The following is a 12,852-nucleotide window of genomic DNA, read 5'->3' on the forward strand; positions in this document are numbered from 1 at the left end:
TGACATTGATGGTTTCGTAAACGGTTGATCCATTGAGAATCGTTATTTTTCCCGCTCCTTTTTTTACTTTTTCACTAAAACGGAATCTGAGAATTGTATCTACTGGAATACCTGTTGCATTTTGTGCCGGATAGTAACTGCCTGCTATAATGACAGGAATGGTAGCGTCTACAAGTGCAGATTGGAAAGTCCAAATAGCAGTAGTATTACCTGCAAATTTATTTCCACTTACATCTTCAAATGTGTTAGCAGCAATTTCAACACTCACACTACCTGAAGATGGAAAGTTGTTCACCGGATTAATCGTCACAATACTGTCATTAGAGATTGTGACCAATGCACTTGTTACGGCAATAGTTTCCAACACTGTGCTACCTTGCTTAATCACAATGTTGCCAGTTCCTTTCTGTACTTTTTCAGAGAGTCTAAAAACCAGATTAGCATCAGCAGCCACATTCGTAGCTCCATTAGCAGGACTATAACTATTGGCTACTAAAGTAGGTGCTATGATATCAGCAGCCTGAAATGACCAGCTTGAAAAACCAGCGAATTTGTTCCCACTTAAATCTTCAAATGTATTTGCCCCAATACTCACACTTATGCTTCCAGAAGATGGAAAATCACTGGTAGGATTGATGGTTACAATACTGTCGTTAGTGATTGTTACATTCGAGGCAGTTACTGCTATGGTCTCTACCACAGTTGATCCATTTCTGATCACAATATTTCCTGTTCCTTTTTGTATTTTTTTTGACAAACGAAAAACCAGATTAGAGTTAGCCGCTACATTAGTAGCATTGTTTGCAGGAGACAAACTAGAAGCGATCAGAGTAGGAGCCACAATATCTGCGACCTGGAACGCCCAAGTAGAGATGCCTGCAAACTTATTTCCGCTTAGATCTTCAAATGTTCCAGCTTCTAGTGTTATACTGATATTCCCAGAAGATGGAAAATCAGTGGCAGGATTAATTGTGATGATGCTGTCATTGGCAATAGTTACATTCGAAGCAGTTACTGCGATAGTTTCAACAGTTGTCGCTCCGTTTTTTATAACAATATTACCGGTTCCTTTTTGTACCTTCTCTGAAAGTCTGAAAACCAGATTAGCATTAGAGGAAACATTTGTTGCACTATTGGCAGGAGACAAACTAGAAGTGATCAAAGCCGGAACTGTATTATCTATTGTAAAGCTCCAACTATCCAGTAAATTTCCTCCATAGTTATTCCCTGCTAAATCCGAAAAAGCACCAGAAGCAATTGTCACTGTAATATTTCCAGCTGCAGGCAGATTGTTTACAGGATTAATTGTAACAATACTATCTGTAATAGAAAGAACCGTTGAAGGAGCACTAGCTACATTGATTGTTTCTACTGTAGTGGCACCATTGCGAATCACAATGTTGCCTGTCCCCTTTTTAACTTTCTCATCAAAGCTTAAAATCAGATTTGAGCTTGCCAGTACATTGGTCGCCCCATTTTTAGGAGTATAGGTTAACCGTCCGGGAGGATTGATATCGACAATCAGAAAAGTCCATTGCAAACCTGAGAGCCCGGAATAGGAATTACCGGATAAGTCCTGAATTGCACTAGCAGGAATTCCAACAGTAATTTGAGCCAGTGATGGAAAATTATTCACAGGATTAATGACCAGAATACTATCATTTACAATACTCACCACCGAATCTGGAGCAGTAGCGACATTTATTGTTTCTAGTGTTTGATTTAACAACAATATCTGTCGACCGATAGTAATAGTACCTGTACCCTTACGAATCTTTTCACTGAAAACGATACGCAGATTAGCATCTACAGCAGCGTTAACTGAATTATTTGCAGGAGTAAAAGTTACAGCAGCAGGATTGGTTCCATCAGTAGTGAATTTCCAGGTATTAGTATCTGTAATACCTGTATAAACAGAATCTACAGTACTTAGGAACGTCCCAGGTGTAATTTGTATAGCAATTGTTTGTCCTTTAGGTAAATCATTGGCAGGATTGATGGTAACCTGAGAGCCAGATATAGTAACTGCAGAAGAGAGTACATCAACACTATCTACCTTGGTAGAACCATTATATAGTATAACCTTCCCACTACTTCCTTTTTTCATGGTAGTATTGAAGGTCAATACCAGATTTTGAGAAGTCTGTACATTGGTAGCACCATTAGCAGGACTATAGGTCGAAACAACTGGTTTTTGAGCCAAGGATGGTATATAGCTCAAAAGCAAAATTAATATAGGAAGTAAATATTTTTTCATAGGTTGCTGCCATGGCCTGGCAATAGATTCTGATCAGATTTTTATAACGAGACTCGTATGTTATTTGGTGGGAGTACCGTCTGGCATTTCAATAGGTTCTTCCTCTGCAGGTTTTTGTAACAAAAGGTAAATTCCTACCCCTGCCAGTACACCAGCAGGAGCAAGTTTGTACGCCAGAGGAATTTTTCGTCTTATTTCAAAGGGTTCACTAAAACGAAAATTAGCAGGAGCACTTACACTCATTAACCTGATTTTGTAGACATCATCAGGTAGAAGGTCAATTGGAATCTCCCATGTATACTTTCCCTCATTGGGTATACGGGTTATGATAAAGCGTAATGTGCTGTCTTTCCAGAGTTCTAATTGAAGGTTTTCCTTTTCCACTCCTCCGACCCATGTAATTTCATAATTACGCCCTCTTCTGGCAATTGTCTCTTTAGAAGGAGTTTTCAGTACCATAGGAGAAAAGGTCAGTACGGCCTCTATTTTGAAGTTTAAAGCCCCATCAAAATTTCCTATTTCCTTTTTGGCCCCCCATTCAATACGCTTGTTCTTACCAGGAACAATATTTTCTCCAACATCACCTCTCACATACAAGAGAGCTTCCTGCATATCGTTTTTTGAGCTAAATACGCTTACCCGATACAATTGCCCACTGATGCTACCTGTAAGGTCATACGATATAATTACCAGGTTGCCAATACTTTCGGCCCTGATATTAGAGACTGTTTGTGCAGAAGCACTCAACCCTACAAGAAAGAAGGTAAGGAAGCAACTGAGGAAGTAGAGTTTTCTCATTAGGAATTACAGAGTCAAAGCTGATTATTGATACGACTTAGAGAATATATGTAACATTTATAATAAAAACGCATCCGTTTGTTTGATATTGGAAAGGCCAACACAAAACATATCTTTATTTAATTTTCTCAACAACAAAGGCTTATGTAAGCCATAATTAAAATAAAAATGGTAGCTAAACGATCGACGTTGCCTTTCGCTTAAGCTACCAAATGTAATAAAATTCACTAAATACAACCCAAGCTGAATTTGTGTTTTCGACCAAATCCTATATGAGCAGTACAACTATTCTCTTTTTCGGGATTATTTATGAATATTGAATTTCTGATTCTATAATTTCTCTCAAAATTTTCATATAACGCATCTTAGTAGTTTTTACCACATCCTCACTCTTATAACCCAATACCTGTGTGATCTCCTTAAGAGACATTTTTTCATAATAGAACAAATGCAAAATAGCCTGTCCCTTGCCTGATAGCTTTTTAATGGCATCTCCGACTACTTCAATAGAATATTCCATCCAGTCATTGTTACGTTCTGTCACAGCCAATGATTCCAGCAAACTCAGATTTTCAGGTAATTTTTCATATTTTTCTTTTTCCTTGATTTTCTTTTTCAGGTAGGTACTGATAAGATTCTTTGCAATTCCAAAGAAATAGGTTTTCACACTGCATTGCAGATGGTCTAGTTTACCACTTGTCGCATTTTCATAAAGAATTACAATAGCATCCTGATAAACATCTACGGCTTCTTCAGGAAGTAAATGATAGTGTTTGTATGCCCATTTTAAGAATTCACTTCTGTGTGAGACATAGAACTGGTCCCAGTATTGAAGGTCCATAGAACTCGGTTCAACTTCTGTTGTTATTGAGAGGGTTTGTTGGCTGGTCATAGTTTTTGTGTAGTGAAATGAGTGTTTGATAAATAGCTTATGTAGGTTGGTAAAAAAAGCGTCAACAGATGTAACCCGATCTATGTAAGTTTTTTTACTTTTATTAACATTATATAAACAAACTCAAATGCAAATCCTGAATACAGATATAGTTCTGTTAATTGAACGCCTTCATGCACAATACAAAACAAAAACAAAAATTACTGGCTGTCAATCACATATTCGGGTGATATTATAACATACTATAACTCTTAACTTGAGCCAATGAGTATATTGTCTGACAGCAATATACTTTTGCCTAATATGTAATAAATGAGGATATAAAGAAGGGGATAATATTGCGCAGAACAAAATAAAAACTGTACGAATCTACACAAGTCGTTGTTGAATTGCTTTTGCAACTGCTTCAGTTTGAGAATGCACATGTAGCTTCTCATAAATTTTCTTGATATGAGACCGCACTGTATCCAGGCTAATAGAACAAGCGGCAGCAATCATTTTATAGCTATTGCCTTTGACCAGTAAAGCCAGTATTTCTCTTTCCCTATCTGTGAGATTATGTGGATTATCTACCTCATTTTTGACAGGAGTCTGTGGAAACATCTGTAATACCTTCCGGGCAATACTTGATGTCATAGGGGCACCTCCACTTTGGGCTTCATGTATAGCTTCAATCAAACGTGCAGGAGGTGTCTTCTTTAAAAGATAACCAACTGCACCCGCACAAATAGCATCAAAAATATACTCATTGTCTTCAAAAACAGTTAACATCAGTACATTTATCTCTGGAAAATGCTTTTTAACTGTCCGTAGACCGCTCAAACCGTTTACTACAGGCATATCTATATCCATCAGGATCAAGTCTGGCCGCAATTTTCCAATCTGTGCAATCACATGTTCACAATTAGGGAATGCATCCATGAATTCAATACCGTCTGTCCCTTTCAAAAGAACGGTAAGACTATCCCTTAAATCCAGGTTATCTTCATATAAAACGACACGAACAGGCATAGCGGTGGATAAACTCGGCAGTAGCACAATAAAAAGATAAAAATCAACTATATACTTTCTTCTATTAGAGAGGCAAAATCACAAACTTTGGACCCTTAGTCAATTAGTTGTTTGTGGTTACAAAAGTACACATCTCCGTATTACCAATCTATCACATCATTGGGTGATTGGGATTGAAATCTCGATAAAAGTACCTTTACCCAGATTGGAAGACAGATGTAAATTACCTTCCAGTTGAAAAGCTCTTTTCTGCATATTCTTCAGTCCATTACCTGGCTTTATCTGATCTATATCGAATCCCTTGCCATTGTCCTGTATCTGTAATCTGAGATGACCATCAACCTTGTCCAGATTTACCAATATGTGTGTAGCTTCCGAATACTTAGCTGCATTGTTGATAGATTCTTTAAAAATCATATAAAAGTCATAATGCCGCTTAGTTGGTAACTTCAAGGGCAATAGAATTTCATCAACCCTGATTTCATATAAAATATTTTTTGCCTCTAATACTTCCCCTGCAAACTCTCGCATTCGTATTGTAATGCTGTTAAGCGAATCATTGGCAGGTTGTGTTGTCCATACTATGTCATGCAGAGAGTCCATCATCTTCTGCGCACTGTTACTCATTTTTTCCAGGATATCCCCAGAGTACTCAGACTTTAGTGACCGTTGTCTGGCGACCTGACTTAATATAGCAATGCTGCTTAGCGTGGATCCAATATCATCGTGCAAATCACGAGCAATACGATTTCTTACATGTTCATTCTCCTGCAATTGTTTAATGTATTGTAGCTGTGCATCCTCCCTCTCTTTTTTATATGTATTAATCCGATCTGCCAAAGCCAGCGACAATAAAATAGTCTCTACAGCTGATCCTATCTGAATAGCATGTTCAGTAAAAAAATTGTTTGGAATAAAACCATCAATCTGCAGAATAAAAATTATCGTACCTACTAGAAAAACTGTCCAAGCCAATACATAAAAAACTGCTGGGCGTTTGTTTCTGCTAACCAAAAGTGCACCAACTCCTAACATATACACAGATGAACAAAAAACAACTACCTGAATAGCCAGTTCACACCATACTTTATAGAATGAAAGTCTGAAAATTGTAATTCCAAACCCCATGATCAATACGCATACAGTACCAATCAACAATATTTGTATTCCTTTATGCATTTTGGGTGTATTGGATGGAGTAGCTAGAAAATTCCAGGCAAACAATAACCCCAGAATATTAGCCAACATCACAGGTACATAATCAAACAGAGGCAACAACTTGAATGTATGCTTCCATACCAAATCAAATACATATCCCTGAAAATCAGCAATAACTACACCCGAACATAACACATACCCTACATAAAACAAATAAGTCTTATCCCGAACACTGGCATATATAAACAGATTGTATAAGACCATAACCAGTATAATACCCAGATATACCCCATTAGCCACATCGATAGGATGATTTTCCTCATATAATGTTCGGATCGTTGCAATTTGCATTGGAAACTGCATCGGCATACTATTCACTATACGTAGATAACATGTGATAGTATCTTTCGATGCATACTCAGGAGAAAAAAGAGAAAATATGTAGAAGTTACTTTTAATATCCTGCTTTGCATCCGGATAAAAAAAGCCGGCCTGCCTTTCATCTATAATAGTAGCACCAGAAGTTTTATAAAAGTTAACTTCCTCCAGTAAAGGATTGCTAATCTCCAATGCCCAGTCTTTGTTACTTTGATTTACAACTGTGAGCCTTAACCAGATGGCAGATGCAGTAGAACCCAGATCAGGGAGTCGGTCTGTTGTGAAGGGAGTAAAAGAAAAAGAATGAGGGGACTGTAGAAGACTATCAATGGTAAATACATGATTTACATCTTCCAGATAAGATAGATTCTTATAGATCCTGACAGACTCCTTTGTATTAGTTAAAACAATAGGGACATCAGTAGCTTTTAATAAATCAATATGTCCAATATATATAATCCAAAATATTATTAGTTTACTAAAAGTAAAAATACTTCTCATGTAGATTGTTTATTTTCATCTATCTCAGAAACAGTACACTTAACTAATTCAAAATCACGCAATTGAGGTAGTACGCGGCTCATTACGCCAACCACTCCCAGCGTCATAGTTCCTCCAAAAACAACAGATGGAACAAGCCCCAGAAGCTTGGCTGCTAATCCTGATTCAAAAGAACCAATTTCATTGGATGACCCAACAAAAATACTGTTTACAGCAGAGACCCTCCCCCTCATTTCATAGGGAATCATTAGTTGCAGAATAGTACTTCTTATAACAACACTCATAGCATCCAAAGCGCCACTCACAATTAATATCAGAAAAGATAAATAGAAATTTTTAGATAAAGCAAATAAGATCATACATAAACCAAAGCCGGCTACATATCCAAACAATCTTTTTCCGGTATTATACAGAGGAGGTCGATGTGCAAGCACTAATCCCATTACGGCAGCTCCTACAGACGGTGCAGCCCGAAGCAATCCCAGTCGTGTGGCACCATCCTGAAGAATACCCCAATCCTGTGATCCAACTGTTAGAATTTTTTCGGCAAATATGGGTAAGAGAGCAACTGCTCCACCAAAAAATACGGCAAACATGTCTAATGATAATGCCCCCATGATAATCTGATTCCGAAAGACAAAGCGCAACCCAGCCACAAGACGTTCCTGTAAGGTCTCTTGTGTAATTTTATGTTCTATTGGCTTCTTAGTGATAAACAATACACAGATAATTGACACAATCACCAATAAAACGACTACCCCATAGGAGACTACTGTACCATAATTAAAATTAGAGGCTGTTTTACTGGAATGAAAAACATGAGGAAGCCACTTCTGTGCAATAGCATAAATAAATCCACCCAAAGCAGGTCCAGAAACAGCAGCAGTTTGCCAGAAAGTACTGTTCCATGTAGCAGCATTCGCATACTGAGATTTTTCTACCAGTTCAGGCATAAAAGAACTTACTGCCGGACCACTGAAGGCACGGGCAATTCCTGTCATAAAGATAACGGCATAAATAGGAAATGTACCATATTGATGAAGGAAGTCACCAGGTTGTAATGTAAATAAAAATAGTAATCCCGCCCCTACCAGATACCCCATTAGAGTATACACAATTAGTTTTTTCCGACTATACAAATCTGCCAGATGTCCTCCATATAAAATAAGAGCCATAAATGGAATTGCTTCTGTTAGTCCTATAAGTCCCAGAGAAAGGGGATCTTTTGTCATTTCATATATTTGCCAGCCAACAACAGTACCTTGAATCTGAATTCCTAAGGTTAAAAAGAACCGCATGGCAAGAAATAATCTAAAGTCATGATTGCGCAAAACAACATACGCATCATAGTCACTTCTGGCAGATAAAGACATAAAGGATCAGAAATTGATACAAAAACTCTGGTTAGACAGTTAAAAGCTTCTGTATCAGAAAAAGATATATACTCAGCTACAAAGTAGATACAAAACAATAAACTTAGCAAAACTTACCTATAGTAAATCACAACACATAGTACACTTTCATCCTATTCAGATCGCATAGGTTATCATTCAGTACTTTACCCATCTATGGATAAATGCTCTTATGTATAGTAAATCATTTTTGTAGACTGTAGAAATTATTCCTTGAAGAAGATATTTAACATTAATCTATTTATCTTTTTCATCTCACATTACTAAGAAAGCAGTATATTTTAGTTACATTTTTTTAATCCTCACAATCAATAACTTACAAATAAAAAACCATATTTACCTGACTAAACAGTATAGAAAAACCAGTTATTCGCCTTTGCTCCGTATACGTGGCACAGTTTTTTATATATAAAAAATACATTAGTGTAGTGTAAAAAACTTTTTCCCAAGGTATAAACATGGCAGTCTGTAACAAAGTATTGGACTTATACGAGGTTCAGGAAGGATATTATGCTTGTGAGAATCAAGAACAAATAGCAGACTGGCTGTTTCAACACCCCTCTCTCTATAAAAAAATTCTTGAATCTTCGGAACAGGAAGCAAATGTGTTATCATTGGTAACATATGAGAAAGGAAGTTTCCATGTATACTTTCTGGTAAGTGAAGTAGTAATGGGAGAAAACTGTTTGTGGTTATTGTATGTACCAAACTATTTATCAAAACATTTCGACCTGCTTTGCTTTGCCCATCAGTACACTAATATGGATATAACAGAGTTATTTTCTGATATGTCTAACCAATTTACCAGTCTTAGTGCAGAAAAAGGTCATATTCTCCCGGTATCCGGTTGTAAACATTCTATTTTTACAGGTTTTATCTACGATACAGATTCTATATTTTCTAAGAATTAAGTTACTTATTCTTTTGCCATTTTTTCAGGCTGCCAGAGAGAAGTTTTCGATCTGAGCAGCCATTTCTTTATACATCCTTTTTCTAAATACTATCCAGTCTTCACTATATTTCCATCTGTTACCTCTAAGTTTAGAAATCACTATAAACAAATCGTCTCTTATACTAGAGGTACAAGAGACGATCCAAAATGATTATAACTGATTACTATTTACTACATATTTTCTCTGGTTACACCCATCTGTTCTACATGTTGTAAATGATTCTTCAACACAGGAAGCGTCTTTGTTGCAAAGGCTTTGATTTCAGGATCTGTAGCTTCTTGAGAAGCTTCTTCAAATTCTTCTACATCTTCTTTATGATCTTTTTTCATTTTGCTGATATACGCATCATCAAAGTCTTTACCTGATTTATCCTTCAAGTCATTTATTACTTGCTGATGTTTGTCTATCAATGCTGTTGGCAAAGAGATATTTTTGGAAGCAGCCAACGCTTTTAGTTCTTTATTGGCTTTTCCGTGATCTTTAATCATCATTTGTGCAAATTCCTTTACTTTAGGAGAAGAGCCTTTCTGAAGTGCTATATTCGCCAATTGAACTTCCAGCATTCCACCACTGGCAGCCTCTACCATAAATTCTGCATCATCTTCTTTTTTGTCAGCTACATTTCCAGAAGAAGTAGCTTCAATCCGTTCTTCATTCTGGTCTTCAGTTGTTTTCTTTGTATCTTCACGATTGGGTGATGGATCACATGCAAATAATAACCCTCCCAATGCCATTGTTACTAAGATTTGCGTTTTCATAATTATTCCTTAGTTTAAGGTTAATAAATTAGATTGTACTCTCAATCTTTGATACATGAGCTCCTGAAAAAAGTATTCCACCAGAACTCTCTATTTACCTTAAACCACCTGTATTCTTATCTAAAAAACACATTAATGATATATCTGTCACACTTTCTACAAGAATTATCCTGTTTCTACTTATACAAGTAACTGTTCTGATGCAACTGAAAAAATGTAGAAACATTTCTACTCAGTAGACAGGAAAATCTTACGCTAACATCATTTTTTATTCTTTCAGACCTATTTTACAAATTAATATTTGATAAAACAGGCAATTTACAGATCTGCAAACATCACTTGTTCTGTCGACAATATTTGCAGTTTCGTATAATTTTCCTTTTCAAATCTGGCAAAGCTATTTATATTCCCGCCTGCATTCCATCTTTAATCCAAACTATATGAAACGACTCTTTCTCACTCTGGTAATGCTGTCTACTATATTTGCGGCGTATAGTCAACAAAAAAAGCCAATTGCAAAAAAAACAAAAAAAACTCCTGTGACTACTCCTGTTTCTTCCGATAAACTTCAATATCCCAAAACTCAGAAGATTGAACATACAGATACATATCATGGTACTACTGTCGCTGACCCTTACAGATGGCTTGAGAATGATACAGCCAAAGCTGTAAAAGATTGGGTTACGGCAGAGAACAAAGTAACCTTCAGTTATCTGGATAAAATTCCTTACCGAAAAGACTTTCAGAAAGCGATAGAAAAAGTATATAACTATCCCAAATATTCTGCACCATTTCGCAAAGGAGAATGGTTTTACTTTTACAAGAATGATGGATTACAAAATCAGTCTGTTCTTTATCGGCAGCAGGGTCTTACTGGAGTTCCTGAAATGGTGATTGATCCAAATAAACTTTCTCCAGATGGCACTACACGTCTTAGTGCATTTTCTTTATCCAAAGATGGAAACTATGCCGGTATTGGCCTTTCGAAAGGCGGATCTGACTGGCAGGAATATTATGTAATGGATACAAAAACCAAACAAAATCTGTCAGATAAGCTGGAATGGGTAAAAGTATCTGGAATGGCATGGCAGGGGAATGGCTTCTATTATAGCCGATATCCCAAACCAGAAGGCAGTGAACTAGCAGCAAAGAATGAAAATCATCAGGTATGGTTTCATCAGGTAGGTACAGCACAATCTGCAGATAAACTGGTATTTGAAGACAAAAACAATCTTCAGCGATTCCATACTGTTCAAACAACAGAAGACGAAAAGTTTGTCATACTTACTATCAGTGACAGAAGCAAAGGGTTAGATGGCAATGCTGTTTATTATATGGATGACTTCAAAGGTCGGTTTGAACCTATGATTCAGGAAATTACCAATAACAGTTATGGTGTAATTGATAATGATGGCAAAGAATTGATCGTATTGACCAATGATGGAGCTCCTAATTACAAAATTGTCCGGTTTAATACAGAAACCAGTGCATGGAAAACCATCATTACTGAAAAAAGTGCCGTTTTAACAAATGCTACTATTGCAGGTGGTAAACTGTTTGTGTCCTATCTGCAGGATGTAACCAACCATGTGTATGTGTATGACCTGATGGGTAATCTGGAAAATGAGATCCAGTTACCAGGTCCAGGTACAGCAAGTGGATTTGGAGGGGATAAAGATGATACTTTTGTGTTTTACACATTCACTTCGTTTACTTACCCTCCCACTATCTACAAATATGATATTGCAACTAAAAAGAGTGAGGTATTCAGAAAGCCTGAAATACAATTTAATCCAGAAGATTATGAAACCAAACAAGTATTTTATCCAAGTAAAGACAACACCAAAATACCTATGTTCATTACCTATAAAAAAGGGATGAAGCTTGATGGTAACAATGTGACCCTTCTGTATGGATATGGTGGTTTTAACGTGACTCTCAACCCATCTTTCAGCCCATTCCTAATCCCATTCCTGGATCAGGGAGGTGTGTATGCACAGGCTAACTTACGTGGTGGTGGAGAATATGGCGAGAAGTGGCATGAACAAGGCATGAAGCTTAAAAAACAAAATGTTTTTGATGATTTTATCAGTGCCGGGGAATATTTGATTAGTGAAAAATATACATCAAAAGAAAAACTGGCGATCCGGGGAGGTTCAAATGGAGGTTTACTTGTTGGTGCGGTAATCAATCAGAGACCAGACCTATTTAAAGTTGCTATTCCTCAGGTAGGTGTAATGGATATGTTACGCTTCCACAAATTTACGATTGGATGGAACTGGATTGCAGACTATGGATCTGCGGACAATGCTGAGGAGTTTAAAGTGTTATATGGTTACTCTCCTATCCACAATATAAAAGAAGCAGCTTATCCCGCAACTTTGATTACAACAGCAGATCATGATGACCGGGTAGTACCAGCTCACTCATTTAAATATGCGGCTACATTACAGGAAAAACAAAAAGGCACTGCGCCTGTTCTAATTCGTGTAGATGTAAACTCAGGACATGGAGCATCCAATACACAAAAGAATATTGAAACTACGGCAGATATTTATTCATTTATATTCTATAACATGAATGTGAAACCTGTATTCCCACAGTAGTGTTCACTCTTTTAAAGTATTCAAAAGCCTCGCCCAAATCGAGGCTTTTGCTTTTCTATCCCTGTGTTTACTTTTTAAAATAACACAGACAAAAATAGAAATGCACTCTTTCTGTAAGTTACACAGTA

At 36.9% G+C, this 12,852-nt stretch carries 9 protein-coding genes; 2 read left to right on the forward strand and 7 right to left on the reverse strand.

The genetic code is table 11. The features are described from left to right. From QNI15_RS25930 to QNI15_RS25955, 6 genes are all read right to left on the reverse strand, one after another. Nucleotides 1–2,257: Ig-like domain-containing protein (locus tag QNI15_RS25930; protein WP_314034500.1), on the reverse strand; the 2,257-nt coding region annotated here is incomplete at its 3' end. 60 nt (nt 2,258–2,317) lie between these two features. Continuing rightward, a complete protein-coding gene (locus QNI15_RS25935; RefSeq protein WP_314001876.1) occupies nt 2,318–3,055 on the reverse strand; it encodes a Ser-Thr-rich GPI-anchored membrane family protein in 738 nt (245 codons plus the stop codon). A 307-nt stretch (nt 3,056–3,362) separates the two neighbouring features. After that, nucleotides 3,363–3,947 carry an RNA polymerase sigma factor gene (locus QNI15_RS25940; protein WP_313986535.1) on the reverse strand — a complete coding sequence of 195 codons (585 nt, stop codon included), beginning with the start codon at nt 3,945–3,947 and terminating at the stop codon, nt 3,363–3,365. A 369-nt stretch (nt 3,948–4,316) separates the two neighbouring features. Next, complete coding sequence (locus QNI15_RS25945; RefSeq protein WP_313986533.1) at nt 4,317–4,958, reverse strand: response regulator transcription factor; 642 nt, start codon at nt 4,956–4,958, stop codon at nt 4,317–4,319. A 156-nt stretch (nt 4,959–5,114) separates the two neighbouring features. After that, nucleotides 5,115–6,995, reverse strand: a complete 1,881-nt coding sequence (locus QNI15_RS25950) for a sensor histidine kinase (protein ID WP_314001874.1) — start codon at nt 6,993–6,995, stop codon at nt 5,115–5,117. Then, a complete protein-coding gene (locus QNI15_RS25955) occupies nt 6,992–8,368 on the reverse strand; it encodes an MFS transporter (protein ID WP_314001872.1) in 1,377 nt (458 codons plus the stop codon). Before QNI15_RS25955 ends, QNI15_RS25950 begins: the two co-directional genes overlap by 4 nt. Before the next feature lie 497 nt (nt 8,369–8,865). On the opposite strand from QNI15_RS25955, the gene QNI15_RS25960 reads away from it, so the two are divergent. Beyond that, nucleotides 8,866–9,318 carry a hypothetical protein gene (locus QNI15_RS25960; RefSeq protein ID WP_313986526.1) on the forward strand — a complete coding sequence of 151 codons (453 nt, stop codon included), beginning with the start codon at nt 8,866–8,868 and terminating at the stop codon, nt 9,316–9,318. 212 nt (nt 9,319–9,530) lie between these two features. On the opposite strand, the gene QNI15_RS25965 is transcribed toward QNI15_RS25960, so the two are convergent. Next, a complete protein-coding gene (locus QNI15_RS25965) occupies nt 9,531–10,118 on the reverse strand; it encodes a DUF4142 domain-containing protein (RefSeq protein ID WP_314001870.1) in 588 nt (195 codons plus the stop codon). Between the two features lie 440 nt (nt 10,119–10,558). Here QNI15_RS25965 and QNI15_RS25970 point away from each other — a divergent pair, with 440 nt between their 5' ends. Then, nucleotides 10,559–12,724 (forward strand): prolyl oligopeptidase family serine peptidase, encoded by a 2,166-nt coding sequence (locus QNI15_RS25970; RefSeq protein ID WP_314034502.1) that lies wholly within the window; start codon nt 10,559–10,561, stop codon nt 12,722–12,724. The last annotated feature ends 128 nt before the right edge of the window (nt 12,725–12,852 follow it).

Source organism: Xanthocytophaga flava (assembly GCF_030068545.1).
GTDB lineage: Bacteria > Bacteroidota > Bacteroidia > Cytophagales > 172606-1 > Xanthocytophaga > Xanthocytophaga flava.

Bases quoted from the DNA above. Each gene is read 5' to 3' on its own strand.
- QNI15_RS25970 (WP_314034502.1), top strand. From the start codon at position 10,559: ATGAAACGACTCTTTCTCACTCTGGTAATGCTGTCTACTATATTTGCG.
- QNI15_RS25965 (WP_314001870.1), bottom strand. From the start codon at position 10,118: ATGAAAACGCAAATCTTAGTAACAATGGCATTGGGAGGGTTATTATTT.
- QNI15_RS25940 (WP_313986535.1), bottom strand. From the start codon at position 3,947: ATGACCAGCCAACAAACCCTCTCAATAACAACAGAAGTTGAACCGAGT.
- QNI15_RS25945 (WP_313986533.1), bottom strand. From the start codon at position 4,958: ATGCCTGTTCGTGTCGTTTTATATGAAGATAACCTGGATTTAAGGGAT.
- QNI15_RS25935 (WP_314001876.1), bottom strand. From the start codon at position 3,055: ATGAGAAAACTCTACTTCCTCAGTTGCTTCCTTACCTTCTTTCTTGTA.
- QNI15_RS25955 (WP_314001872.1), bottom strand. From the start codon at position 8,368: ATGTCTTTATCTGCCAGAAGTGACTATGATGCGTATGTTGTTTTGCGC.
- QNI15_RS25950 (WP_314001874.1), bottom strand. From the start codon at position 6,995: ATGAGAAGTATTTTTACTTTTAGTAAACTAATAATATTTTGGATTATA.
- QNI15_RS25960 (WP_313986526.1), top strand. From the start codon at position 8,866: ATGGCAGTCTGTAACAAAGTATTGGACTTATACGAGGTTCAGGAAGGA.